The following is a 25539-nucleotide window of genomic DNA, read 5'->3' on the forward strand; positions in this document are numbered from 1 at the left end:
ACCGAAAAGTCACATTATGGTAAACGAACTCGAAAAATGACACAAATTTATGGAAAAAATCCTGAATCGCCATAGCCTGGTTCCGCACCATGACAGGGGTTTATGCCCAAGTATCCGCCGAGCTTAATGTTTTTGTAATATTTGACGGGTGCGCCGCGCACGGAGCCTTTCACGTGTCTGAGGGAAGAGCTGCCACCACATCCGTGTGATAGTTCGCTTTACCTGATGTGGGTGGAAGCTCAAGTACACCATACGTCGTGTTGCCGGGTCTAACGCCATCAGATAGACGATATAGGCCAGACAGATCAAAATGGCGATAAGACGCGCCATTCCCTGGTTGAAATCGTTCAGATATGGTGAGATGTACAGCTGATCGCATACCGCATACGCCATAAAGAACAAGGTTGTCACGAAGTACCACATTAGTTGGAAATGAGAGCGCAGACCTGTCGCGGCAATCATAGGAACAGCCCAGAGAATATACCATGACTGAATCATCGGGCTGAAAAAGAGCATGGCGAGAATCGCGAGACCTGCGTACCGCACCACATTACGGTATCGACCGACAAATGCGAAGCTTAACGCGCTCAGGATGCCTAGAAGTTTGCCAATATTCTCAAGAATTTTCTTGACAGCATCGAAGGAATCACCGTGCGCGAAAAGCCCGATAAAACCGATCACCAAGCCAATGGGAGTGTACCAAATGTACTGACCGCCCGTAGTAGAGAGCGCGCTGACCCAACCGAAACCAAGGTCGCTTATATAACCTAAAATAGCGAGCTCGGCAAGAAGAATAATTCCTGAGATAAACCAGATAGTGAATTTGCGTACCCAGCTGGCGTTATTACCTGCCCACAGCAAGCCAACAAAGGGGAGTACCACAAGCGCTAGAGGCTTCACCCCGACGCCGAAAGTCACCATCGTAACGCCAAGAACGCCACCATAGACATTGGGGTACCGCTTCGCAAAGTAGAGACCTGCAAGCATAAACATGGTCATCAAGGAATCGTTGTGACCACTCGCTATGAAAGAAGCTATGAACAGGGGATTAGCGCCTACCTGCCAGAGCGCTCGCGTTTGATTATATTTGTAAAGCTGTGCGAGTTTTACGACAAAGAACAAAATGCCGACAACGGCGAGGACACTGACAAAACGAAACAAGAAAATGGCGAGATCGATATTTCCATCGACGATTCGAGCGATGAATTCTTCGATTTTGAGTGAGATAGGCCCGTAGGGCGGAGGAGACTCAGCCCATTGCGGGTCCGCACCATTTTGCATGAAGTTCGCTATCTCAGAAACCCCCTGTTTATAGGGGTTCAGTCCGTGAGCCATAACCATGCCCTGCCCATAGTAGGAAAACATGTCGCGGCTGTAAATAGTAAGAGCAAAAACCTGGGGCAGTGACCAGCAGGTAACAATTGCGATCATCCACCTGAGCGAAGAATTATTCCAGGTACCCATCTTCTGATAGATACGCAGCCACTCACGGCACATAATCATGGCACCTAGCGAAAGCGCGATAATACAAACGATTACCCACGAAACTTCATAACGTATAGTGCGTATCAGATTGTTGCGCCAAAAACCTGAGCTATCTGCAATCCAACCAACGCCGTATGAGCTGAGAGTGATAAGAATAGAGCCAAAGGCACCCAGCAGTAGCGTGCGAAGACGGTTACTGTCAATGTACTTTTGCAGACGCGGCGACGTTGCGGTGGGCTTTGTAAAAAATCTTGACCGCCACTGCATATACCGCGTTTTCATGCGTTAGGAATCCCTTCCACTAGGGGTTTTAGCTCTACATCCAATACGCTCTCCATAATACCCGAGCACCTTCATTGTCTCCTGTGTGAAACCCACAAGACTACCGTTCTTCGCACGTGTTTTAGGTCGCGTGTGGAGAAGGTTTAATTCTCATATAGGTCACAATCAGACTTTTTAGGGCGGTAGATACAGAAAAATAAGAAAGCTATGAACTGCTGTAGCTGGGAGAGTACGTAGAAAATCTGTAGAGTTAAAGCGTGAGTATTTCAAGTGAACGTATTGTATGGATTGACTGCGAAATGACCGGGCTCGATCTTACACAGGATGCACTGATTGAAATAGGTGTTCTTGTGACGGATTCTGACCTCAATATTTTGGGTGAAGGCGTGGAGCTCGTGATCAAACCCGGTTCTGAGGCACCCGCTGGCGCTCTCGAGAACATGAATAGCTATGTGCGAAATATGCATGAGTCTTCGGGGCTGCTAGAGGACCTTGAACACGGCGTATCTATGCATGAAGCGCAGGAAGCAGTTCTTAAATACGTCAAGAAGTATGTTCCTGTAGCGGGCAAAGCGCAGTTGGGCGGAAATTCAGTCGGCATGGATAAACGCTTTTTGGAGCGCGATATGCCAGATCTTATGAAGCATTTGCACTACCGCGTAATTGATGTATCGACGATCAAAGAACTCGCTGCTCGCTGGTACCCGGCTGCTCGTCATAATGCGCCAGTTAAGACCGGAAACCACCGTGCTCTTGGAGATATCAAAGACTCGATTGATGAACTCAAATACTACCGTCGCGCAATTTTTGTTCCAGATGCGCCGGATGCGATTACCGCAGCTCGTATAGCTCGCGACGTAGAAGTGGAACGTCAGACTCTTGAAAAGGCGTAAGAGATACGCCCTCTTAGGCTCTGAAAACGTGCTTCGATAGAAGCTCGTAGTTGCCCACCGCTACGGCATCTGCCATAATAAAAAACTGTGTTTGCACTGGGCACGCCCCTGCCGTAGGGGGAAGAGCGACCATAACAGTGCGGACCTTAGAACATCAATCATGTTCTAAGTTAATAGAACTTCTATCCACCTCTTGGGCGATAGATTTAATCGAGTCTATTTGACCTGCGGCAGATGACTCAGGAGAGCAACACATGCAAACTCTTGATTTCCTCGACAAGAAGTCCCTTCGTGACGACATTCCCGAATTTGCACCCGGCGACACCCTGAATGTTCATGTGAACATCGTTGAGGGTAAGAACCGCCGTGTTCAGGTTTTCAAAGGTTTTGTTGTTGGACGCCAGGGTGCTGGTATTCGCGAAACCTTCACTGTACGTAAGATTTCCTTCGGTGTTGGTGTTGAGCGTACTTTTCCGGTGCACTCCCCGGTAATTGAGAAGATTGAGCTTGTTAGCCGCGGCGATGTTCGCCGTGCCAAGCTATACTACATGCGTGATCGCCACGGTAAGGCAGCTCGTATCCGCGAGAAGCGCGAGTTCTAAGACATATCAAGGTCTTATACATATGGAGTTAGCCGAATCTTCGGCAGAACCTCAGATGAGGCGTCATTCCGTTAGGGGATGGCGCCTTGTTCTTGTGGCTTGCGCTCTTGCACTATGCATTATGCTGGGTATCCGTACCTTTATAGCGGATGTTTACTATATTCCATCTGACTCTATGGAGCCTACCTATATGCCCGGGGATCGTGTTTTAGTCTCGAAGCTGTCTGATAGCTCCCACATACATCGAGGTGATATTGTCGTTTTCGATGGTACCGGGTCACTGTCGCCTTATAAATCAGGGGACGGGTTCTGGAACGACCCAGTAAAACACACCGGGCAGTGGTTGGGTCTAGCTCCTACAGAAACCGTTTATATCAAACGAGTGATTGCACTCGAGGGTGATACCGTATCCTGCTGTACCGACCAAGGCGAGATAACTCTCAACGGAGAGCCTCTAGACGAGCCTTATATCTACCCACAAGACTCACCTTCAACCACAAAATTTAACGTTTTAGTACCGCGCGGACGCATGTGGGTCATGGGCGATCACCGCTCGGTATCAGTTGACTCTAGGTCTTTACTAGGAGCACCTGGTGGAGGGCTAATCCGAACCGATAAGATTATTGGAACCGTGGATTTTCGTCTCCATTTTTGACATCTGTGTATGTCTACAGGCGTAAAACCCTCAAATAAACTGCATTTGAAGGGCAGACACCTATACAATAGCTAAGAACCATTCGCCCCTAGAAAGGTCTTCGATATGGCTAACCAGTACGGCTCATCACGTTCATCACGCGATGAGAACTCCGTCCCAGCTAACTATCAGCCGCGGAGTCGCCGTGAGCGCCGGGAGCTTGAAGAGCGCCTGGTCTATGAAGAACAAGAACAGTCGTACATTGAGTCGCAAGAAGATCCAGAGGGCGAGTATACGGATTATGCTTATGAAGACGAGCAGGATGTGTATGAACCGGAAGAATACGATGCCTCAGAGCATATGGAATACCCGGAATATGAGGAAGAACCAGTAGATTTCGAGGAAGCCTCAGCTGAATATGACGATTATCCTTCCGAATATGATGGTAATGATGAGGCAGAATATACGGAAGAGATAGAAGCTGATGAGGAAGAACTGGAGACAGAGCCCGCTCCAGCTCTCAGCGCTAAAGAAGAAAAGAAGCGAAGGAAAAAAGAGAAACAGGCTTTGACCCTCAAACAGGCGCAAGCCGAGGGACGAGTAAGCGAATGGGCTTGGACTCAAGTTCGTGAAACAGGCACGATCATCCTTTATGCTCTGATTATCGCTTTCGTTATTAAAACATTCCTGATTCGCGGCTTTTACATTCCCTCAGGGTCTATGGAAAATACTCTGCAGGTTAACGATCGGGTCTTCATCAACGTTGCCGGGTCGTATTTCAATGACCCCAAACGTGGTGATGTTGTTGTCTTCAAAGACTCACAGGGCTGGATTCCCTCAGGGCAGAAGAGCTCCAACCCCATTTCCGATGGACTTACCTTTGTTGGTATCCTACCCGACACATCCTCAAACTACCTGGTGAAACGAGTTATCGGTCTGCCTGGTGATACGGTAGAAAGTGATGGCAGCGGAAAGATCAAGGTTAACGGTGTTGAGATCACGGAACCCTATCTACACCCCGGGTCAAACCCCTCAGACATTCCCTTTAAGGTGACGGTACCCGAAGGAAAGTATTTTATGATGGGTGACCACCGTGATAACTCTGCCGACTCCAGGTTTCACATTGCCGATGGGCACGCCTTCATCCCACGAGATGACATAGCGGGAACAGTTTTCGTGATTGCCTGGCCGCTGAACCACTTCGGAATGTTGGATGACGAAAAGAAGGTCTTCGACTCGGTCCCTAACCCGTAATTGACCAGTGTGAACATATTGCCCATCCACGAGGTGGAATAGGAAGAAAATCCTATTCCACCTCGTACCTATAAAACGGGTGTACCTCATATACACGATGTTTATATAAGCGATACCAAGCCTCTCGTCTGTTGATATTTTCACGTGGAAAGATAAGACTACACATGCATAGCGCGAATCTTGAGTATGAACAAAAACTTTTTACCGCAGGGTATCGCTTGATCGCTGGTCTTGACGAAGTCGGGCGTGGAGCATTAGCAGGCCCCGTAAGCGTAGGTGTTGCTGTGTTAGACCAACAAAATCAGCAGATACTTGAAGGACTCACGGATTCAAAGGCCCTAACCCCAAAACGCCGTGAAGCCCTTATACCGCGTATCCAAAAATGGTGTTCCTACGCTATTGGGCACACTACACCCGCCGAAATAGACGTTTTAGGAATGACCTACGCACTACGACTGGCGGCGCAGCGAGCGCTCGCCGATCTTGCGCATCGAGGTTTATACCCTGAGGCCGTACTTTTGGATGGGAAACATGATTGGCTCAGCCAGCCGCCTGCGAACCTGCTCGATTCTATGGACCCTGTATACCGTCGGTATGAGGAATTGCTTCACCGCGTATGGAAAGGTGCTGACTCGGCCGTAGAAAAAGGTTGGAGTGGTCCAGTCACCACGATTATTAAGGGTGATTATCAGTGCGCTTCTATAGCTGCCGCCTCGGTGGTTGCCAAAGTCGAGCGTGATGCCTTCATGGAATCCTTATCGGCAGAGAACCCACACTACGGCTGGGCGAAGAACAAGGGGTATGGGTCTGTGGCGCATCGTCAGGTTATTAGCGAGTATGGACCTAGTATTTATCATCGTCTTTCATGGTCGTTACCGGCTACAGAAGAGCAACTGACGAATACACGTATCGGTCGCAGCGAAGTATTGAAAGTTTCGAGAGAAGACGGGGAAAGTTAATGAGTGCAGAAGAACTGGAAAACTATGAGACCGATGCTCAACTAGCATTATACCGGGAGTACCAAGATGTTATGTCGCTATTTAGCTATGCCGTTGAAACGGACCGCCGGTTTTATCTCGCAAATAAGGTCGATGTAACGCCTCAGATCCGGGAGGGAACCATATACTTTGAGGTCGTGATGAATGATGTGTGGGTGTGGGATGTTTTTCGCACTAATCGGTTCGTCAAGAATGTTCGAGCTTTTTCGACTCGTGACGTAAATGTTGAAGAACGGCTACCAAATCAGGACTTTACGGTGCCAGAAATTGCTGATCTCCCCGATGATTTAGGATAAAAGCGACCGTAGCGCGGCAAAAGACTGAGCTTAATATAGCGGTTTATAGCCGGCTCTCAGATTCAAATTTTTGGGGGTTAATAGGAAGTTTTCGCATAAATCGCTGTGGATAACAAAGAAAAGTGTCCCATTCCCTTAGGTTTTCCACAAATCTCAGAGTAGAGCCCGCGTACTATGGATACAGCGGTCATAGTAGAGGCAAGAACATCTGCTATGCGCCAAGAATCTGGGGAGCTAGTGAGCTTCGCATGAGTTTTGGTGTTCTCATGAGGAGCCACTATGACAGCTATAACGTCGCGCACGCCATCGAGCCGCACACTGGGAAAGCCAAGCTGGATTCGTAGACCTGCGAAGGCACATCGGGTGGGGCGCTGGGGCGAAGACCTAGTTGCCCAGATTCTTAGTGTTAATGGGTACAGGATTCTGGAACGTAATTGGCGTCCGCCCGCAGGGCTAGATATTCCGCTGCGGGGAGAGCTAGATCTTATTGCTATTACTCCCCAGGACGAGCTGGCTTTTGTCGAAGTTAAAACTCGATCCTCAGAAGAGTACGGGCATCCTTTTGAAGCTATCAATGGTGATAAGGCTAAACGTACACGTGAACTCGCTATACTATGGTGTCGTCTACGCGAGAACCTTGATTTTGGGTATTTTCGTGTTGATGCTATTGCGGTGACAGGAACTCCTGAAAAGTTCACCTTCGAACACTTGATGGGGGTGGCGTAGTGGGGTTTGCACGTACGTACTCTGTAGCTTTGGTTGGGCTTCACGGCCATATCGTTGATGTTGAGGCGGATGTCTCTCAAGGGCTTCCCGGATTTGTGCTCTTGGGCCTTCCTGATACAGCTCTTAACGAATCTAAAGAGCGTGTTCGCTCTGCCGCTAAGAACTCGGGTATTTCGTTAACACAGCACAGACTCACCATTAACCTGACACCCGCAACACTGCCTAAGCGTGGCTCTGGGTTTGATCTTGCGATGGTAATCGCGGCTCTGCAAGCTGAACGAAATTTACATCCTAGCGGCGATTGCGTTTTTCTTGGGGAGCTAGGGCTCGACGGTTCTTTGCGGTCTGTTCCTGGCATACTGCCAGCTGTAAAAGCTGCCGCTGATGCGGGGCACTCGCGCGTAGTGGTGCCCCAAGCCAACGTTGCAGAGGCATCGTTAATTCCGGGAATTCAGGTTGCCGGATTCCGGTGTTTGGCAGAAGTATTTTCTGCTTTCGGAGCGAGCACAGAGAACCTGAAATATCCACCAGCGCCGGTTGAGTCGATGACTCCGAATCCTTCTGCGCATACTGCGGTATTAGCTGATATGTCTGATGTTGCGGGGCAACAACAGGGAAGATTTGCCCTCGAAATTGCTGCCGCCGGGGGACATCATATTTTGTTGCAGGGTCCTCCCGGATCTGGGAAAACAATGCTGGCAGAGCGGCTTCCTACTATTCTGCCTCTTCTTGATGATGAAGCAGCTATGGAGGTAACAGCGATTCAATCGCTCTGCTCATCGGACGCATCTTTGAGCGAACTAGTGCGTATACCGCCTTTTGAAGCTCCGCACCATAGCGCATCTGCACCCGCTATTTTGGGAGGAGGCAGCGGAATCCCGCGACCGGGTTGCGTTTCAAAAGCCCATCGCGGAGTACTTTTTCTGGACGAAGCTCCAGAGTTTAAACGTACAGTGCTCGATTCGTTGCGCCAGCCTTTGGAGAGCGGAGAAATAGTTCTTGATCGAGCTGCGGCCTCAGCAATTTACCCGGCCCGGTTTCAATTAGTTCTTGCTGCCAACCCTTGCCCTTGTGGAATGAACGTAGGTACCGGTGCTGATTGCACCTGTACCCCTCGTGAGCGACGCTCATATTTCAGCCGTTTATCGGGACCACTTCTTGACCGTATAGACCTCAATCTGATGGTTCCTAAAGTATCCTCCGCCGAACTTGCCAGCCAAGAACGCGGGGAAAGTTCTCGTAGCATTCGAGAAAGGATTATCACAGCTCGTGCTGCCCAGGTGGAAAGATTATCTCCCTATGGGTTACGGGTTAACGCTGAGACGAATGGAAAAATTCTACGCGGACCGCTTCGGCTGAACTCAACCTTGGTACAAGGTCTTAACCGAGCCGTAGACCGGGGCACTTTAACAGCGCGCGGATACGATCGCGTGTTACGCACCGCATGGACTCTGAGCGACTTAGACGGCACGACCTCACCTCAACAGGAACATCTTGATGTGGCTTTATTCCTGCGGCAGCAGGGTGGGCATCAAGGGCTATAAAAATTATCCACGTTGATGGAATAAACGAGCATAGTGAAGAGAGAACTATCATGCCAGACGTACTTTTAGACGTAGAAAACCATACATATTTTCAACAGCTAATGATGTATCGCAGGAAAGAGCTTGAAAGCCTAGACCAAGCGTACATCCCGGAACCTTTTGAAAGTTCAATACCGTTTCAGTGGCGAATAAATGCGAAGTTGCAGGATGAAGAAGCCGAGCTGCTATTTGAGGAAAACCTGGAACCGGAAGAACGGATCCGCCAGGTGCGAGCCTATATTCGGTTATGTACCGCCCTTATTATGCGCTTTGCTGATCCTGCGGACCCTCTGATCGTTGAGGGACTAAAAACTTTGGGGGCTCCGCTTACTTTGTATTGCGTGACTAATCCGGAAGGAATGACGGAAACGTGGTGGAATGGGGGAGAACCCAGCGAAGAAATTGCCGATGTACTTCGTGCCGCAGGGGTCAGTTATACACCCGGTCAGCATTCCATGAGCTATGAGGACTTTACTCGTGGTATCGCAAAGAAGCGTAGGAGATGGCAGGGACGTCAGCGATTTGAACCTCGACGTGAATGCGCTATGGCGGTATCTTGCGGCATATGGCTTGTAACCCCTGTTGATGATTTTTGGCCTAACCACCTGCAAGATTTAGGGGATGAAACTCCGTATGGTCTGTGGGGCAAGGGTGATCCCGCAAAATTACGGATACTAACAGAGTATTTTCAGAAATGTGTTGCGGTCGTTGGTTCGCGCGATGCAAGCGTGTACGGGGCTGATGCAACATCATATTTAGTACACGAATTAGCGCAGAAGAGTCACATTATCATCTCCGGTGGGGCTTATGGCATTGACGTGGCTGCACATCGTGCTGCGCTTGCCGCAGGAAATTCTGCGGTTCCTACGATTGCGCTCATGGCTGGAGGTCTGGATCATTTCTATCCCGTGCAGAACAGTGAGATTTTGCACCGTATTGTGGAGGAAGGTCTTATTCTGAGCGAAGTATCTATTGGAAATACACCCACACGGTGGAGATTCCTAGAGCGTAACCGTCTTATTGCCGCCCTTTCACACGACATTGTGGTGGTGGAAGCACGTTGGAGGTCGGGCGCCCTCAACACCGCCCGGCATGGACTTGAAATCGGACGGGAACTTTGGGCTGTTCCAGGGAATATTAACTCTCCAAACTCTGTAGGTTGTCACAGGCTTATTCGGGATGGCTATGCTCGTATCCTGAGCGAGATACAAGATATTCTGGAAGCTCGTGAAGGGTTCGATGCTCTGCAGGAAGAAAAGCAAAGTCATGATCACGAGCAAAGCACAATTCTCGATACCATGTCGGAGGCGCAGGGACGGCTTTGGGACATGATGTCCCCGCGGACCTATCGATCGGCGGAGGAGCTTGCGGGCCACATCGGCTTGCCTTTGCGCGGTACTATGGTAGAACTGAGCCAATTGGCGCAACAAGGTCTGGCAGAAACCGATGGGTTCGGGTGGCGTAAAATACGGCAGGCAGCTCGCTCAGCATCATAGCTTAGTACATGGACTTGCTAACCTTGCAGAAGAGATAGGGGCAGAAGGTGAGGAAGGAGAAATGACAGCAGCATTTTGGGATGATAATAAAGAGCTTTCAAAGACTTTACCTATGCCCGATGCAGTTTTACCGGAAAGTTCATTAGCCCCTACCCTCCCCATATCAGCAAGCCAGCAAGACTCCGCCCCAGACCTTGCTCCCGTCTTATCTGGAGAAGTATTTTTACCTATTGTCGAGCATTTCGAACGTTATCTCAGGTACGAGAAGTATCGTTCCGAAGAGACTATCCGATCGTACATATCTGATCTCTACGGGTTTTTCGGTTTTATCGGACGACGGGGAATTAGCCGTGTTGAAGATATAAACCTGCAGCTTATCCGTGAATGGCTGGGGTCTATGCACCTAAAACAAAATGCCAAGACGACTGTAGCTCGACGTGGTTCGACCCTGCGCACTTTTTTCAGCTGGGCTCATGAGGAAGAACTCATCACAGAAAATCCTACCCGGGGAATGAGTACGCCTAAGCGTGACCGACATCTTCCTGCTGTCCTGAGTCAGGAACAGATGAGCTCCGTTTTGGACACCGTAGCACTGCGATGCCGCGAAAATCCGCAGGATATCCGGATGCTGAGGCTTTGGGCTGTTCTAGAGGTTCTGTACTCATCGGGTATGCGTATCTCAGAACTTACAGGCTTGAATCTATCGAGTATAGACCGAGCTAATAAGACGGTTCGCGTTATCGGTAAAGGTAATAAAGAACGTGTTGTACCATTGGGAACCCCCGCGATGAAAGTTCTTTCACAGTGGGTCAAAATAGGGCGCCCGTATTGGATAGCCAAAGGTTCACGCGATGTAACTGCCCTGTTTATAGGGCCACGCGGTAAACGTGCAAACCCTCGACAAATTCGTGAAGATATTAGCCGAATCCTACGTACACTTGAGGATACCGAGGTTTCAGGGGCACATGTCCTTCGTCATTCTGCTGCAACTCATCTTGTTGACGGAGGGGCAGATATTCGTACCGTTCAAGAGCTGTTAGGGCACGCATCGCTCTCAACGACACAGATCTATACCCATGTCTCCATGAAACGTTTAGCAGATACCTATATTCGTGCTCATCCGCGAGCTTGATTGTACGGAAGCGGAAAAGGCTATTGAAGTTTTTCGTATGCTTGCCCTGCGCGGTAAGCGAAAAATGATGACGTTACAAGAAGCAGCTGGTACTTAGAGGGCATAAGATATCAAGACCAATATCCAGCGGAGCCTGTGGTGGGCGCTTATGGGATATACCAGCTAGGACAAAAGATGAGTAGAATATCTCTGGAGCGTTTATCATAATATGTGGCATTTTGAGCTACTCCGTACGATGATAAAGCGATAGAATACTATACGCGAGAGCGTCATGAGCTATTTGAAAGGTCAAGAATGTACGCTATTGTCTGCCCCGGTCAAGGATCTCAAAAAAAGGGCTTTCTCACTCCTTGGCTTGAGATTGTTGGAGTTCGTGAACACCTTGAGCGTCTCTCACAAGCAGCAGAGCTTGACCTTATCCATTACGGCACCGAAGCCGAGGAAGAAGCTATTAAAGACACCGCTATTGCCCAGCCTTTGATTGTTGCTGCAGGTATTGTCACCGGGCGTCTAACGCTTGCTCGTCTAGGATCAGAGAATCTACTTTTCGCGGGGCACTCCGTAGGAGAAATTACAGCAGCCGCACTTTCTGGAATTCTTAGCGATGAAGATGCTATGCGTTTTATTCGCGTTCGTGCCACCGGCATGGCCCAAGCCGCCGCTGCATCCCCAACCGGTATGGCAGCAGTCCTGGGCGGCGATGAAGAAGAGGTTCGTGAAGCAATTAAAGCGGCGCAGCTAGTTGCAGCCAACTCCAATGGCGGTGGACAAATCGTTGCAGCAGGCGCACTTGACGCTCTTGAAAAATTCACTGAGAATCCACCGGCGCGTACTCGTGTTATTCCGCTTAAAGTTGCTGGTGCCTTTCACACAGAAGCTATGGCCCCAGCCGTGGAACCACTCAAGAAATTTGCATACACGATCACGGTTGAAGATCCGAAGCACAAAATTTTGAGTAATCGCGATGGCTCTGCGGTCGCTTCCGGACAGGAATTTCTCGATTCTCTCGTCAAGCAGGTTACAAACCCTGTGCGGTGGGATCTGTGTATGGCTCAGATGTTGCAAGACGAAGTCACCGATATTATTGAGGTAACACCTGCAGGAACCCTCGTCGGATTGGCAAAACGCGCAATGCGTGGTGTACCTTTCACCGCCATTAATGCTCCTGAAGACCTCGAAAAATTTGGTGCATAGGTTTAAGGCGTATCAGATCAGACCCACGAAGAAACAGCTCAAGGAACAGTAAACACGTGACTACCCTCAAACAATATGAGAACAATCGTTACTCCCGCATTTTAGGCTATGGGGCTTCCCGTGGTGAGGTGATTGTTCATAATAACGATATCGTTGAAGCTATCAACTCGTCTGATGAGTGGATTAAGCAGCGTACCGGGATTTCAACCCGACATCGAGCGAGCGAAAACCAAACCGTTAATGACCTTGCAATCGCAGCAGCTCATGATGCGCTCGCCAACTCACACGTGACGGGTGAACAGATTGATGCCGTTATTATCTCAACAATTTCCCATCCGTATGCTACTCCGTCACTAGCTGTTCTGGTTGCGGATGCCATTGGGTCTCGGTGTCCTGCTTACGATATTTCTGCGGCCTGCGCTGGCTTCTGCTATGGTATAGCTCAGGCAGATGCTATGGTTCGTTCTGGTATGGCGCAGAATGTTCTCGTGATAGGCGTTGAAAAACTCTCAGATTTTATAGATAATACGGAACGTTCTATCTCATTCTTGTTGGGAGATGGAGCGGGTGCGGCTGTTGTCAGCGTATCGGACGAACCCGGCATCGCCCCGACTATTTGGGGGTCAGACGGTTCTCGTTGGGGGACTGTTGGAATGACCCATTCCCTCCTCGATATCCGTAACCGTGACTTTGTCGCTAACCCTGTGCAGGAAGACGAAAAGATTTGGCCTACCCTGCGTCAAGATGGACCTTCAGTCTTCCGCTGGGCCGTGTGGGAAATGGCAAAAGTTGCACAGCAGGCTTTAGAATCGGCAGGTATTACTCCGGATGAGCTGGATGCATTAATTCCGCATCAGGCTAATGCTCGCATTATCGATCAGATGGCAAAAACCCTGAAATTGCCTGAAAATGTCGCTATTGCGCGAGATATTGCGGATGCTGGTAACACGTCTGCCGCCTCCGTTCCTTTGGCAGCGCATCGTCTTTTGCAGGAACAGCCTGAACTTTCTGGAAAATTTGCACTACAGATTGGTTTTGGGGCCGGTCTTGCATATGCGGCACAGGTTGTTGTTCTTCCGTAAGTTATCGAGATCACTCTTAAGGTATCTGAATATACCTTTTATGAGATAGCTCAAATTCGTACCTGCAAAAACTAGATTTACAGTACGAATTTGAAAAACTCGGGGTTATTGTGTGAGATACTTACACAGACACGATAAACTCGATTATGCACATGCTCTTAACCAGGAGCGTGCTACCACTTCTATGACAAAGGAGCCCTTCATGGCTAACAAAGAAGAGATCCTCGCAGGTCTTGCTGAGATTGTAAATGAAGAGACCGGTGTTGAAGTTGAAGATGTTCAGCTGGATAAGTCCTTCACCGAAGACCTCGATATTGACTCTATCTCGATGATGACTATTGTAGTGAACGCTGAGGAAAAGTTCGAAGTTACTATTCCAGACGAAGAGGTCAAGAACCTCAAGACTGTTGGTGACGCAGTAGACTTTATCGCAAAAACAGCCTAAATTAGGCTACCGACGATGGGCGCGGGCAAGTAACCGCGCCCATCTGTCTAGTTTCACCCTCCACCGATATAAACAAGAAAGTGTGAAGATGTCTCGAAAAGTGTTGGTGACCGGTCTCGGCGCAACCACTCCTATTGGCGGCGACGTCCCCACCACCTGGGCAAATGCGCTTAAAGGCGTCTCGGGTATCACTAAAATTGATGAGCCCTGGGTAGAAGAATACAGCCTGCCTGTTTACATCGCTGGGCGCCTCGCAGAGCCTGCTCACGAGTCAGAACGACTCACCAAAGTTGAAGCAAAGCGCTTAGATCCTTCAGGACAGCTAGCACTTATCGCTGCTCGTGAAGCCTGGGAAGATGCTGGTTTTTCGGGTTCCGACGCTGAATCCGCAGAAGAAGTTGATCCCTTACGCACCGGTGTAGCATTTGGTACTGGGATCGGTGGTGTGTGGACCCTGCTTGATGCATGGGATACATTGCGTGAGAAAGGGCCTCGAAGGGTTCTTCCCATGACAGTTCCCATGTTAATGCCTAACGGTAACGCAGCCGCTGTGTCGATGAACCTGAAAGCGCGCGCCGCTGCTCAAACCGTCGTATCTGCCTGTGCTTCTTCAACGGAAGCTATGGAGCTGGGGGTCGATATGATTCGCACAGGTAAAGCAGATGTGGTTGTTGTCGGCGGTTCCGAAGCAGCAATTCATCCTCTTCCTTTAGCGGCCTTTGCACGTATGCAGGCATTGTCATCGCGCAACGATGACCCCGAAAAAGCCTCACGCCCTTATGATATGGATCGTGACGGATTTGTGATGGGCGAAGGCGCTGCGGCTATGATTCTTGAGTCAGAGGAGCATGCCCGAGTCCGTGGAGCGCGAGTCTATGCCGAGCTAGCAGGTACCGGTGTCTCTGCTGATGCCTTCCATATAACCGCTCCCGATCCTGATGCTCTAGGAGCCACACGAGCTCTGCGTGAAGCACTCAAAGATGGGGATATTGACCCTGCTACAGTTGTGCATATTAACGCACACGCAACCTCAACTCCTGCGGGGGATCTACCGGAAGCAACTGCTATGCATGCTACTTTCGGTGAGCATACAAAGAATATTGCTGTTTCTGCAACCAAGTCTATGACGGGGCATCTTTTGGGTGGTGCAGGAGCCCTTGAAGCAGTGCTTACCGTATTGGCGATTTACAACCGCAAAGCTCCGGCTACTATTAATCTGGAAAACCAAGATCCGCAGATTGATCTTGACGTTGTGACACAGGCACGGGAGCTTCCTGAAGGAGAGATTGTTGGTATCTCGAATTCCTTCGGCTTTGGTGGACATAATGCAGTCGTCGCGTTCCGTTCTGTTGAGTAACTCTGCATAATACTGCATTGGGGTCTTCTCAGGAATTACCTGAGAAGGCCCTTTTCGTATCTGTGTACAGCTGAAGCCATGAAAAACAGTGAGGTATGCATACCTAACGCAGCTGTCATATCTGAAAGTGCAGCGGGTAATAATATCAGGGAGGATTCCCCACAGTTTTGTGGGGAATCCTCCCTGATTATTAATGAGAAGCGACTATTTTACTTGTGCTTATAGCGGTAGATAAACGCTGCCATCGCACCCCGTTCAACAGGTTGCCAAGGGCGGAAGGTGCCATCAGCCCAACCGGTAGCGATACCAGTACCTTTGAGCCACATAATTTCTCGATAAAATTGATTGTTCGCTCCAATATCTGAGAAATTACGGCCTGCGGGCACCGCTGGCTTCCCCGCAAAACGGTAGAAGAAAGCTGCCATCGCATCGCGGTTGACACTATCGTGCGGACGGAAGGTGCCATCAGCCCAACCGGTAGCGATACCTTGCTGATGCATCCAGACGATTTCGCGATAGAACTGGTCTTGAGGCGCTACATCGCGGAAAGGTGAACGTGCTGGAAGATTAACCGGGGGAGAGCCAGCCATACGGTAGAAATAAGCTGCCATTGCAGCGCGTTCTACACCTGCGTCCGGTCGAAAAGTGCCATCCGGCCAACCAGTAGTAATTTTCTCGTTGGCTAACCATTCAATTTCTTTATAGAAAGGCGAGCTCTGCGGAACATCCCGGAACCGGGTCTTAGGAGCCGTTTCTACTCGGGGCGCGGGTTGAGGATGCCATGAACGGTTCTTTGCCCCCGCATTGGTGGCTAGTGCACGTAAATCGTGAACCGTACCCGGGAAGAAATTCGAGTCTCCAACAAAAGGTCCTTCAGAAGAGAACTGCCATATATCGTAATTACTCCACCCGGCTGGCATAGGACCGGGATAGTAGTTGTAATTTGCCAGATGCAGGAGGTGGTTACCGAACTCTGTTGCGCCTACGCATTGTCTCCACCAGTAATTAGCGGTATAAATCATAGGATATCGACCGGTGAGGCTGCGATAGGTTTCCATGAAATCACGAATCCATCGAGTGAGATCGGCGCTGCTCATGTTGTAGCAGGTGTTGCCAAGACTTGGATATGGGTTATATTCAATGTCGAGCAGACCCGGCATCGTGATTCCGTCGTTAGTCCACCCACCGCCGTGTCTGACGAAATAGCGTGCCTGCTCAGCACCAGAAGTCGAACGCGGGTTAGCGAAATGATAGGCACCACGAATCATGCCCGACTGTGCGGAACCGTTGTATTGTTGAGCAAAGTAAGGGTTAGTGTAATAGTTACCCTCTGTTGCTTTTGTGTATGCAAAACGGGAGCCCATATTATATGCACGGTTCCAATCTACATTTCCTTGGTATGAAGAAACGTCCATACCGAGGGTTCCACCTGTGGGAGTCCACATGGAAGTGGCATTAGGGGAGATCTTGCCAAGAGTTGAGGATTGCGACTCTGCAAGGCGAGCTCGCTCACCTGCACCCATTGGAGTATTCATTTCCGCGTGAGCGGGAATTTGAGCTGTAGCAGAAGCATCAGAAGTATTTTCATGAGCTACTGCCGGGCTTATAGTCCCTAAAGCCAGCACCATAGCGCCAACGGCTGCTAGGGTCTTTGAAATAGACTTTTGCCGGTTAAAAAGTTTCATGTTTACCTGCAATTTTATTTAGTTGTGTATGTGAGAGTGATATGTGTTGTGCATGATTTAAAAATGCGAAGAATTTTTTTCGATTCTTAAAAATGCACTGCAGATCATGCTTCTCAAAGGAAGCGTGAACGAAGAGTATTCTAAAGATAGTTTCCTATAAATTTCAAGTATTTAAACCTTTGTAGCCCGTTTTTGTGGAAGTATGAGTATTTTTTAAGTGTCAAGTATTAAAATATCTGATACCGCAGGAGTAATATCATTAAATTGTATGTTAAACCTCATATACGGTGGAAAATTTTATATTTTTCAATATAAACAGGCAAGGAGAAAAGTACATTCTATGTGAGAGTACATAATGTCTAAATCACAAAATTAAGGGTAAAGAAATTGACATATCTTTAGCCCATACTGTGATAGCGATGGTGCCTTCCTCAAGACCTGCTTTTGGCGATCTTGCGTGGTGTGCCATAATTGACCCGTAATCGTGCTCCGGGGTCGGTGAAATTCCGAACCGGCGGTGACAGTCCGCGAACCGTGTGTATCAGTTATTGTGATGCTTACGGCCGAACCGGTGAAACTCCGGTACCGACAGTACAGTCTGGATGGTAGGCAGCACGAGCAGAAAGCACGGGATGCGGTCACGGTATATATTCGAAACCGTTATCTAATGTTCCAGCAATTGCTGGAATCAATGCATTTTGTTCTCCCCGGAGTCGCCGCAATGACGATGAAAGGGAGGAACAGTGAACGTTCTGCGGTGGCTCTTCGACGCACAAATACAGTTTGGAGACCAGATTCTTCTTGTGCGCGAAGTTTTAGGTAACCTTTTCGGTTTAGCCTCAGCGCTGGGCGGAATGCGCCGTAAAGTCTGGGCATGGCCGATCGGTATAGCCGGAAATCTGCTGCTTTTTACCGTTTTTATGGGTGCCTTCTTCGGCAGCCCCAACCCCATTAATATGCTTGGTCAGGCTGGGCGCCAGATTATGTTCATAACTGTTTCTGTATGGGGCTGGTATCGTTGGCGGCAATCTTGCAGAGTTCAAGGAACGCGTGCCGAGGGGGCAGCTGTAATTCCACGATGGGCATCCAGGATGGAACGTTTTAGCATTATCTCTGTACTTATTCTTGGCACGATAGCGTTAACCCCAATATTTCGTTCTCTAGGGTCATACGAGCCTGTATGGTCAGATGCTTGGATATTTACCGGTTCGCTTATGGCGACCTATGGTATGGCACGAGGATGGGTAGAGTTCTGGCTAATTTGGGTTGCTGTTGATATTGTTGGTGTTCCGCTACTTTGGGGTGCAGGCTACTATGCCACCTCGCTGATGTATGTTTTCTACGGATGCTTTACTCTTGTAGGCTTCTTCGTATGGTGGAGTACTCGGAACCGTGAAGAAAAAACCCGAGTTCAAACGCAATTTCCAGATATTACTGTTGACGTGGAATCGAGCAAATCATGACAACGTATCTAGGTCCTGAGATGTATACGCCCGTAAATGACCTTGACTATTCTGCTGCGGAGTACGGACATCTTCAAGGAATACCTGCTTCGGTAACCATGAAGATCCCTGAAGGGGCATTGACCGATGATTGTGCTATGCGTTTAGCTTTAAAAGCCGCTCGTCAGGGTATACGAGGGGCTAATCCACTTGTGGGGGCAATTATTACAAATTCCACCGGTCAAGTACTCCACGTTGGATGGCATCGCGGGGTAGGAACACCTCATGCTGAAGCTGATGTCCTAGCTCAAGCCCGCGCGGCTGGCACGGATATGAGCGATGCAAAAATGTATGTTTCGCTAGAACCCTGCAATCATACAGGCAAAACCGGTCCGTGCTCGCATGCTATCAAAGAAGCTGGAATTTCTCAGGTCTTTTATGCATATCCAGATAGGAACGCTCAGGCTTCTGGCGGAGCAGAATATTTAAGCTCTCACGGAGTCGTAACAACGTATATGCGAGAATTTGCTGAGGACTCGTACTCGCTAAATGAACGATGGTTTATTTCGGTCGCAGAAAAACGACCATTTATTACCGTTAAATCTGCTTCAACTCTTGACGGTTTTATCGCGGCAGCAGACGGCACCAGTAAATGGATAACTGGTTCACAAGCACGTGCTGATGGGCATCTCATCCGAAAACGTGCAGACGCCGTGATGATCGGAACCCGCACTACACTCCTTGATAATCCCTCACTAGATGCCCGTGATATCTCAGGGCAACGCTACAAGAAACAGCCTTTACGGGTTGTCATGGGAGAAACAGATATACCAAGCACCTATAAAGTGTGTGGTCTAGGTACAAGAGACCCAGAAAATTACATGCAGGTTTACACTCATGAGCCCCGAGTGCTTCTTGACGAACTTTACAGTCGTGGGGTGCGACACCTCATGATTGAGGGAGGACCGGGAATGGTTGGTCTATTTACCGGGGAAGATCTTCTTGACGAACTTGTTTGGTACCGCGCTCCTATACTCATGGGGCACGGTAAAAGTGCAATGTACCGACTTATTACCAACACGTTGGAAAATGCCCCTCGTCTGCAGCTTGATGATCTTGGGATGTTTCCATCAGTCCGGGTCTTAGGCGAAGACACCGCAACGCACCTGATACCAAGCCCCCGTAGCACTGCAAAAAATACACCGGGTATTCGTCGTGTACTTCCACGTTTCACACACAAATATTTTCCAGAATCACGAGAATAAAAACTACAAAAGTTATGCATAATTCCTGGAAACAAAGTGTAGGAAAGGGAACATCGTCTTTGAGATCGTTCCGGTATGCACCTGCACAATATTTCGGGGAATAAAAGACTCATCTTTATAGTTATAGTGCAAGTATCGTAGCGGCATCTGAATTCCATCCCGGTGCAGCTGCCACAGAGGAGAAGACACACATGTTCACAGGAATTATCGGTGCGCTAGGTACCGTTGAATCCGTTCAACCAGTCTATGACGCTCAAGGGACTCCGACCGGAGCTGCATATATCACTATTAACGCTGGTGACATTGTCTCTGACTTGGACCATGGAGGATCCCTAGCTGTCAACGGTGTATGCCTAACTGCCGTTGATGAGGATAGCATTGAACCGCAGCAATTTCGCGCTTATGCAATGGGGGAGACGCTCACTCGGACCAATCTAGGCACACTAACTCAAGGATCGGTCGTTAACCTTGAACGGTGCATGCCTGCCAATGGAAGGTTTGACGGACATGTAGTCCAGGGACACGTAGATGGTATCGCGACGGTTATATCAATAACTGAACATGATGCATGGTGCACTATTCGTTTTTCCATTCCTCAAGAACTTGCTCCGTATCTGGTTGAGAAGGGTTCTATTGCAGTCTCTGGCGTATCGCTGACAGTAACAGCGGTTTCTGCCTCTGCTGAGAGCGCTCCCTGGTTTGAAGTCGGTTTGATTCCTGAAACTCTTAGCGCAACTAATCTAGGGCAGCTTACCGTAGGAGACACTGTCAATCTTGAAACAGACGCGCTCGCTAAATACGTAGCCCGGTTGATGGAAATGAGAAATGTAGATTTCCATGAAACTTCCGTAGTTGCACAAGAGTTGGATTCTATTCAGGAGGCCATTGAGGCTATCTCCGCCGGTCGAGCTGTCGTTGTAGTGGATGATGAAAACCGTGAAAATGAGGGAGATATAATTTTTGCGGCTGAATATGCTACAGAAGAACTCATGGGATTTACTATCCGCTATACTTCCGGAGTGATATGTGCTCCAATGAGTCACGAACGCGCAGACAGCATGAACTTGCCGCCAATGACCGCGCACAATGAAGATCCTAAAGGTACTGCATATACGGTTTCTTGCGATGCGCGTGTAGGAACCACAACAGGTATTAGTGCTGCCGATCGGGCTTGTACAGCGAGAGTTCTTGCGGATAGCTCGGCGGTTCCTGAAGATTTAAGTCGTCCGGGACATATATTTCCCTTGCGCGCCGTGGCTGGTGGGGTTTTGGAACGTGCTGGGCATACCGAAGCGGCCGTAGAACTTACTCGTGCGGCCGGTCTTTCGGGCGTAGGCGTTATTGCCGAGCTTGTCCATGATGATGGAAGCATGATGCGTTTTGAAGCATTGCGCTCTTTTGCAGCTGCGCACAGCCTCCCCATAATTTCGATCGAAGACCTTATTCAGTATGTGAAGGAACGAGCATGAGTGATACCCCAGAAAAGCAGAGCACTCAGCACAAGCACATACCCTCAGAGCTCGAATTCGAGAAATGCGATCTTGCTGAGAGATTTGCCCACCAATACACAGCTTCGCCTTTAGACTTAGTGCCTCATCCCAGCCCGCAACTGGTGGAATCGACCGTTGAGGTTATTGTTCCTACACCCCATGGAAACTTTGGGGTAAGTGCTTGGCGGTTTGCCGATGGTGTTGAGCATATGAGCATTCGTGCTATAGACGCCCAAGGGAACCCTATTGCATTTTCGGGAGAAGCTCAGATTCCCGCAGTGCGAATCCACTCCGAATGTGCTACTGGAGATATTCTGGGCTCCTTCCGATGCGACTGTGGTCAGCAGCTTGAGAATGGGTTAAAAATTCTCTCGCGTTATGGTGGTTGGATGCTCTATATTCGCAATCATGAAGGGCGAGGTATTGGGCTTGTAAATAAGCTGCGAGCCTATGCACTTCAAGACGTTGGCCTTGATACCCTAGACGCAAATTTAGCGCTTGGCTTAGACGAAGATATGCGTGATTACACGCAGGCGGCACTTATTCTGCAAGAACTCGGGGTTCATAATCTGCGACTTATCACAAATAATCCGGCAAAGGTTGACGCGCTGACCGAGCTGGGGCTTGAAGTACATGAGGTAATTCCTGACGAAATTCCGGCGCGTGCTGAGAACGCCAAGTACCTTGAAACAAAACGTCGGCGTATGGGGCATAGGCTCCATGGGCCTAGTATATAGTTCTTCTGGCTGATAACAGCTTGCTGTGTGGTCAGAGGACGACTTTGCGATATAAACCAACGACACCAAGGAGTTAAGAAATATGAGCGGCGCAGGAGCAGCAGATACCACTCTCAATCCTGAGGACTACACTGGATTCAAACTAGCTATTGTCGCGGCAAGCTGGCACACTCAGGTCATGGAAGGGTTACTCGATGGGGCGCAGCGCGCCGCCGCTGATGCGGGGCTGGAGCCGACTATTGTGCGTGTTCCGGGGACTTTTGAACTACCTGTTGCAGCAACCCGTCTTGCCGAAAAATACGATGCGATTGTTGCCCTCGGCGTTGTTATTCGCGGTGGAACTCCTCACTTTGACTTCGTATGTCAGGGCGCTACGAGCGGTCTGACCGATGTTTCCGTGCTGACTGGTCGCCCGGTCGGTTTCGGGGTACTCACTTGCGATAATGAACAACAAGCTCTAGACCGTGCCGGACTTCCTGGTTCCTCTGAAGACAAAGGCTATGAGGCAACGGCGGCAGCTTTGCAAACCGCAGCGACTCTCAAACGACTGAGCTAATTAACAGCGCGAAGTGTCAATTTTGATACTTCGCGCTGTTTGGTCAAACCACTGTTAGATGTGGTGGAACTTGTACACTAATACGAGAGCCCCAGGCAACAGCTTGGGCATCAGCGATCAAGCACGAAGGATTAGTCCTATGCAGGATTTGGGCATTATCTCACCCTCTCTTGAAGAATTCCGGGAACGCGCGGTGACTCACCGAGTTATTCCGGTGTGCATCAAAATTCTTGCAGACTCGCTCACACCCATTGGTATTTATCGTTCGCTGGTTCTACACGATGGTGCCGCTGATCCTGGAACTTTTTTGCTTGAATCGGCTAAGATCGCGACCGAGGGGGAATCGGCAGCTTGGGACCGGTATTCTTTTATCGGCGCTTCTTCTCGTTCAACCCTGACCACACGAGACGGCAAGATATATTGGCAAGGGCAAACTCCGGCGGGAGCCCCAACAGAAGGCGACCCCGTTGAAGCTATCGATCAAACACTTCGTATGCTTCATACTGAACCGGTTCCTGGCCTTCCACCGTTAACATCGGGGTTGGTAGGTTACTTGGGCTGGGACGTAGTACGCCGCTGGGAAAACCTGCCGTATCCGCCAGCTGATGACGTGAATCTTCCAGAATTTGCCTTGAATATGGTTTCTGACATGGCAATCCATGATAATACTGACGGTACAGTGCTCTTGATCGCAAATGCCATTAACTTCAACGGTACCGATGAAAATGTGGATGATGCATACGTCGATGCGGTCGAACGTCTGCACCGTATGCTGCAGCAGCTAGAACAGGGTGCCTCTGAAACGGCATCGGTTTTAACCGGAGTTTCTGAGGTAAATGATCGAATTCATCGTGAGGTTACTCAAACCTGGTCGGTGCAAGGGTATCAAGATGCAATTGATCGGTGTAAGAAAAATATTATTGATGGCGACGTCTTTCAGATCGTGATCTCACGTCGTTTTGAAGCTGAAACTGGTGCGGATGCGCTTGATGTCTATCGCGTCCTTCGTCAATCTAACCCTTCACCCTACATGTACCTCTTTAACTTTGAGGATGCTGAGGGTATTCCTTTCCAAATTGTTGGTTCTTCCCCAGAAGCCTTGGTGACCCTCAAGGAGGGTCGTGCGACCTCGCATCCTATCGCTGGTTCCCGGCCTCGCGGTGCAACTCGTGAACAGGATATAGCTCTTGCTGAAGAGCTTCTTGCCGATCAAAAAGAGCGCTCTGAGCATTTGATGCTGGTTGATTTGGCACGTAATGATCTGTCTCGAATTGCAAAGCCTGGAACGGTCTCTGTTGATGAGTTCATGGTGATTGAGCGGTTTAGCCATATCATGCATATTTCTTCCTCAGTGAGTGCTGAACTTGACCCTCAATTCAGTGCTTACGATGTACTTCGCGTTGCTTTTCCGGCGGGGACTCTCTCGGGGGCTCCCAAACCGCGGGCCATGCAGCTTATCGATGAGTATGAGCCGACCCGTCGTGGGGTTTATGGGGGTGTCTGCGGATATTTTGATTTTGCTGGAAACATGGACATGGCTATTGCAATTCGTACTGCTGTTCTCAAAGGAACAAAAGCTTACGTACAGGCTGGAGCCGGTATTGTGATGGACTCCAACCCGGAGTCCGAGACTGAAGAGACCGTAAATAAGTCAGCTGCTCCGCTCCGTGCCGTATTGACGGCATCGGGTCTGAAACCTCTGCAGACAAAACGCGTTACAACAGCAGATTAAGAACCTGCGGGAGGGCATAATCCCATGAATACACAGCGGCATAAATCCTCGTCTTTGAATCAATCAAATAACTACGAGACAACGAGTACTGCTACGGCTTTTAGTGCGGCGGATGAAAACTTACACTCGAAACCTGCGCGACTACAAGCGCCTGGACTGGTGCTTTTAGCAGGGCTTGCTGTGGCTGCCCTTGCCTTTAGCACGACGCTTTTTCCTTGGGTCCAAGCGCATGTGAACGGGGTCTTGGGGGAACAAAACCTTGACATTAACGGGTCTCAAGCGGCGCCCGCAGTAAGCGCGCTGGCGATGGTAGCTTTAGCAGCTCCTTTAGCGGCACGCATAGCCCCTCAGCTTTTGCGGTATGTTATCGCATTTGTAAGTTTAGGATCCGGGGTGGGTATTATTTTTTCTGCGCTGTCGGTGGTGATGAATCCCGCAGATGCGGTTGTAACTGAGACCAGCAAGGTAACGGGAACCGTGGCGTCTACAGGTGCGTATGATGTGACTGTTTGGCCGTGGATTTCATGCATATCAGGTTTTCTTATTATGTGCGTGGGACTTTGGACTCTTGTGGTGGCTCGACACTGGCAAGGTGGGCGTAAATATGACCGCACAGTGCGTAACATGCAAGAAACTCCCGGTGAGGTCGACAATATGGATGCATGGGACCTGCTGAGCAGGGGAGAAGACCCTACCGCAGAGAAATAGTTTTAATAGTAAAAAGGTTTCAAACGCTGCGAGTTGTACACCCATGCCTGCCTAAATATTTGTACGATTCTCACCAGCAAATTCACAGAAGACGAGGTCATGACCTAAAATCGAAGAAAGGACGTCTGTACGCATTATTCGCGTATCTGTGCACACACATGAGGAGTTTTCGTGACGGAAGAGAAAGTTGTTATTGTTCCTGAGCGCCCGTATGCAAATCACGGTAGCACCGTAGCGTCGTGGGTTATGATCGCCATCATGACGGCCGGGGTACTTGTTGGTGCTGTTGCGTATGATCTGGCTCAGCCCGTTATCGTCTTTGTTGGTGCTGGCATTATCGTGCTGGGTCTAGTGGCTGGATTGCTTCTCAAGAGTGCTGGCTACGGCCAAGGTGGTTCTAAAACCAAAAATACTGAGCGTCACTAGTAAATACGCTATGAGCGCCTCGCCCATGACGAGGCGCTC

General features: G+C 49.4%; 24 protein-coding genes and 1 riboswitch. Of the genes, 22 read left to right on the top strand and 2 right to left on the bottom strand.

The window, feature by feature from the left end:
• Positions 1 to 123: 123 nt before the first annotated feature.
• Positions 124 to 1767, bottom strand: a complete 1644-nt coding sequence (mptB, locus tag HMPREF2756_RS08050; RefSeq protein ID WP_070620121.1) for a polyprenol phosphomannose-dependent alpha 1,6 mannosyltransferase MptB — start codon at positions 1765 to 1767, stop codon at positions 124 to 126.
• Positions 1768 to 2024: 257 nt separating this feature from the next.
• On the opposite strand from mptB, the gene orn reads away from it, so the two are divergent.
• The 14 genes from orn to fabF all read left to right on the top strand — a co-directional run bounded on the left by orn (position 2025) and on the right by fabF (position 15459).
• Positions 2025 to 2660, top strand: a complete 636-nt coding sequence (gene orn, locus HMPREF2756_RS08055) for an oligoribonuclease (RefSeq protein WP_048779816.1) — start codon at positions 2025 to 2027, stop codon at positions 2658 to 2660.
• A gap of 254 nt (positions 2661 to 2914) precedes the next feature.
• Positions 2915 to 3262 carry a 50S ribosomal protein L19 gene (gene rplS, locus HMPREF2756_RS08060; protein ID WP_004004530.1) on the top strand — a complete coding sequence of 116 codons (348 nt, stop codon included), beginning with the start codon at positions 2915 to 2917 and terminating at the stop codon, positions 3260 to 3262.
• A 55-nt stretch (positions 3263 to 3317) separates the two neighbouring features.
• Positions 3318 to 3917 (top strand): signal peptidase I, encoded by a 600-nt coding sequence (gene lepB / locus HMPREF2756_RS08065; RefSeq protein ID WP_256388188.1) that lies wholly within the window; start codon positions 3318 to 3320, stop codon positions 3915 to 3917.
• A gap of 105 nt (positions 3918 to 4022) precedes the next feature.
• Complete coding sequence (lepB, locus tag HMPREF2756_RS08070) at positions 4023 to 5150, top strand: signal peptidase I (RefSeq protein ID WP_070620127.1); 1128 nt, start codon at positions 4023 to 4025, stop codon at positions 5148 to 5150.
• 164 nt (positions 5151 to 5314) lie between these two features.
• Positions 5315 to 6109, top strand: a complete 795-nt coding sequence (locus tag HMPREF2756_RS08075) for a ribonuclease HII (RefSeq protein ID WP_070620130.1) — start codon at positions 5315 to 5317, stop codon at positions 6107 to 6109.
• Positions 6109 to 6444: a DUF2469 domain-containing protein gene (locus HMPREF2756_RS08080; protein WP_013398957.1), complete on the top strand. Its 336-nt coding sequence runs from the start codon at positions 6109 to 6111 to the stop codon at positions 6442 to 6444. The genes HMPREF2756_RS08075 and HMPREF2756_RS08080 overlap by 1 nt, the downstream gene beginning before the upstream one ends.
• Before the next feature lie 279 nt (positions 6445 to 6723).
• Complete coding sequence (locus HMPREF2756_RS08085; RefSeq protein WP_246825895.1) at positions 6724 to 7170, top strand: YraN family protein; 447 nt, start codon at positions 6724 to 6726, stop codon at positions 7168 to 7170.
• Entirely contained in the window at positions 7170 to 8714 is a 1545-nt protein-coding gene (locus tag HMPREF2756_RS08090) for a YifB family Mg chelatase-like AAA ATPase (RefSeq protein ID WP_070620138.1), read from the top strand. The genes HMPREF2756_RS08085 and HMPREF2756_RS08090 overlap by 1 nt, the downstream gene beginning before the upstream one ends.
• A gap of 200 nt (positions 8715 to 8914) precedes the next feature.
• A complete protein-coding gene (gene dprA / locus HMPREF2756_RS08095; protein WP_246825896.1) occupies positions 8915 to 10249 on the top strand; it encodes a DNA-processing protein DprA in 1335 nt (444 codons plus the stop codon).
• Positions 10250 to 10310: 61 nt separating this feature from the next.
• Complete coding sequence (locus HMPREF2756_RS08100) at positions 10311 to 11381, top strand: tyrosine recombinase XerC (protein ID WP_083301700.1); 1071 nt, start codon at positions 10311 to 10313, stop codon at positions 11379 to 11381.
• 294 nt (positions 11382 to 11675) lie between these two features.
• Entirely contained in the window at positions 11676 to 12575 is a 900-nt protein-coding gene (locus tag HMPREF2756_RS08105; protein WP_070620141.1) for an ACP S-malonyltransferase, read from the top strand.
• A 56-nt stretch (positions 12576 to 12631) separates the two neighbouring features.
• Positions 12632 to 13657: a beta-ketoacyl-ACP synthase III gene (locus tag HMPREF2756_RS08110; protein WP_070620144.1), complete on the top strand. Its 1026-nt coding sequence runs from the start codon at positions 12632 to 12634 to the stop codon at positions 13655 to 13657.
• A gap of 202 nt (positions 13658 to 13859) precedes the next feature.
• Positions 13860 to 14102 (top strand): acyl carrier protein, encoded by a 243-nt coding sequence (locus tag HMPREF2756_RS08115; RefSeq protein ID WP_004004541.1) that lies wholly within the window; start codon positions 13860 to 13862, stop codon positions 14100 to 14102.
• An 88-nt stretch (positions 14103 to 14190) separates the two neighbouring features.
• Entirely contained in the window at positions 14191 to 15459 is a 1269-nt protein-coding gene (fabF, locus tag HMPREF2756_RS08120; RefSeq protein ID WP_070620147.1) for a beta-ketoacyl-ACP synthase II, read from the top strand.
• Between the two features lie 209 nt (positions 15460 to 15668).
• On the opposite strand, the gene HMPREF2756_RS08125 is transcribed toward fabF, so the two are convergent.
• Positions 15669 to 17144 carry a GH25 family lysozyme gene (locus HMPREF2756_RS08125; protein ID WP_070620150.1) on the bottom strand — a complete coding sequence of 492 codons (1476 nt, stop codon included), beginning with the start codon at positions 17142 to 17144 and terminating at the stop codon, positions 15669 to 15671.
• A 480-nt stretch (positions 17145 to 17624) separates the two neighbouring features.
• A riboswitch (FMN riboswitch) is annotated at positions 17625 to 17764 on the top strand.
• Between the two features lie 123 nt (positions 17765 to 17887).
• Between HMPREF2756_RS08125 and pnuC the strand changes: the two genes are divergently transcribed.
• The 8 genes from pnuC (at position 17888) to HMPREF2756_RS08165 (ending at position 25500) form a co-directional block, all read left to right on the top strand.
• Positions 17888 to 18607 carry a nicotinamide riboside transporter PnuC gene (gene pnuC, locus HMPREF2756_RS08130; protein ID WP_070620153.1) on the top strand — a complete coding sequence of 240 codons (720 nt, stop codon included), beginning with the start codon at positions 17888 to 17890 and terminating at the stop codon, positions 18605 to 18607.
• Positions 18604 to 19851 (top strand): bifunctional diaminohydroxyphosphoribosylaminopyrimidine deaminase/5-amino-6-(5-phosphoribosylamino)uracil reductase RibD, encoded by a 1248-nt coding sequence (gene ribD, locus HMPREF2756_RS08135; RefSeq protein ID WP_070620155.1) that lies wholly within the window; start codon positions 18604 to 18606, stop codon positions 19849 to 19851. Before pnuC ends, ribD begins: the two co-directional genes overlap by 4 nt.
• 191 nt (positions 19852 to 20042) lie before the next feature.
• Positions 20043 to 21320: a 3,4-dihydroxy-2-butanone-4-phosphate synthase gene (ribB, locus tag HMPREF2756_RS08140; RefSeq protein WP_070620157.1), complete on the top strand. Its 1278-nt coding sequence runs from the start codon at positions 20043 to 20045 to the stop codon at positions 21318 to 21320.
• On the top strand, positions 21317 to 22078 hold the full coding sequence (locus HMPREF2756_RS08145) for a GTP cyclohydrolase II (RefSeq protein ID WP_070620159.1): 762 nt from the start codon (positions 21317 to 21319) through the stop codon (positions 22076 to 22078). The genes ribB and HMPREF2756_RS08145 overlap by 4 nt, the downstream gene beginning before the upstream one ends.
• An 82-nt stretch (positions 22079 to 22160) precedes the next feature.
• Positions 22161 to 22634, top strand: a complete 474-nt coding sequence (ribH, locus tag HMPREF2756_RS08150) for a 6,7-dimethyl-8-ribityllumazine synthase (protein ID WP_048779800.1) — start codon at positions 22161 to 22163, stop codon at positions 22632 to 22634.
• A gap of 139 nt (positions 22635 to 22773) precedes the next feature.
• Positions 22774 to 24366, top strand: a complete 1593-nt coding sequence (locus tag HMPREF2756_RS08155) for an anthranilate synthase component I (RefSeq protein ID WP_070620164.1) — start codon at positions 22774 to 22776, stop codon at positions 24364 to 24366.
• A 24-nt stretch (positions 24367 to 24390) separates the two neighbouring features.
• Positions 24391 to 25074: a Trp biosynthesis-associated membrane protein gene (locus HMPREF2756_RS08160; protein ID WP_070620167.1), complete on the top strand. Its 684-nt coding sequence runs from the start codon at positions 24391 to 24393 to the stop codon at positions 25072 to 25074.
• 171 nt (positions 25075 to 25245) lie between these two features.
• Complete coding sequence (locus HMPREF2756_RS08165; protein ID WP_048779795.1) at positions 25246 to 25500, top strand: HGxxPAAW family protein; 255 nt, start codon at positions 25246 to 25248, stop codon at positions 25498 to 25500.
• The last annotated feature ends 39 nt before the right edge of the window (positions 25501 to 25539 follow it).

Source organism: Rothia sp. HMSC067H10, from assembly GCF_001810635.1.
In the GTDB taxonomy this organism is placed as follows: Bacteria; Actinomycetota; Actinomycetes; order Actinomycetales; family Micrococcaceae; genus Rothia; species Rothia dentocariosa.

Coding starts and splice junctions, on each gene's coding strand:
- ribD (WP_070620155.1), top strand. CDS start 18,604: ATGACAACGTATCTAGGTCCTGAGATGTATACGCCCGTAAATGACCTT.
- ribB (WP_070620157.1), top strand. CDS start 20,043: ATGTTCACAGGAATTATCGGTGCGCTAGGTACCGTTGAATCCGTTCAA.
- lepB (WP_256388188.1), top strand. CDS start 3,318: ATGAGGCGTCATTCCGTTAGGGGATGGCGCCTTGTTCTTGTGGCTTGC.
- HMPREF2756_RS08085 (WP_246825895.1), top strand. CDS start 6,724: ATGACAGCTATAACGTCGCGCACGCCATCGAGCCGCACACTGGGAAAG.
- HMPREF2756_RS08155 (WP_070620164.1), top strand. CDS start 22,774: ATGCAGGATTTGGGCATTATCTCACCCTCTCTTGAAGAATTCCGGGAA.
- HMPREF2756_RS08080 (WP_013398957.1), top strand. CDS start 6,109: ATGAGTGCAGAAGAACTGGAAAACTATGAGACCGATGCTCAACTAGCA.
- HMPREF2756_RS08100 (WP_083301700.1), top strand. CDS start 10,311: ATGACAGCAGCATTTTGGGATGATAATAAAGAGCTTTCAAAGACTTTA.
- HMPREF2756_RS08075 (WP_070620130.1), top strand. CDS start 5,315: ATGCATAGCGCGAATCTTGAGTATGAACAAAAACTTTTTACCGCAGGG.
- fabF (WP_070620147.1), top strand. CDS start 14,191: ATGTCTCGAAAAGTGTTGGTGACCGGTCTCGGCGCAACCACTCCTATT.
- mptB (WP_070620121.1), bottom strand. CDS start 1,767: ATGAAAACGCGGTATATGCAGTGGCGGTCAAGATTTTTTACAAAGCCC.
- HMPREF2756_RS08125 (WP_070620150.1), bottom strand. CDS start 17,144: ATGAAACTTTTTAACCGGCAAAAGTCTATTTCAAAGACCCTAGCAGCC.
- HMPREF2756_RS08145 (WP_070620159.1), top strand. CDS start 21,317: ATGAGTGATACCCCAGAAAAGCAGAGCACTCAGCACAAGCACATACCC.
- rplS (WP_004004530.1), top strand. CDS start 2,915: ATGCAAACTCTTGATTTCCTCGACAAGAAGTCCCTTCGTGACGACATT.
- ribH (WP_048779800.1), top strand. CDS start 22,161: ATGAGCGGCGCAGGAGCAGCAGATACCACTCTCAATCCTGAGGACTAC.
- HMPREF2756_RS08160 (WP_070620167.1), top strand. CDS start 24,391: ATGAATACACAGCGGCATAAATCCTCGTCTTTGAATCAATCAAATAAC.
- lepB (WP_070620127.1), top strand. CDS start 4,023: ATGGCTAACCAGTACGGCTCATCACGTTCATCACGCGATGAGAACTCC.
- HMPREF2756_RS08115 (WP_004004541.1), top strand. CDS start 13,860: ATGGCTAACAAAGAAGAGATCCTCGCAGGTCTTGCTGAGATTGTAAAT.
- HMPREF2756_RS08105 (WP_070620141.1), top strand. CDS start 11,676: ATGTACGCTATTGTCTGCCCCGGTCAAGGATCTCAAAAAAAGGGCTTT.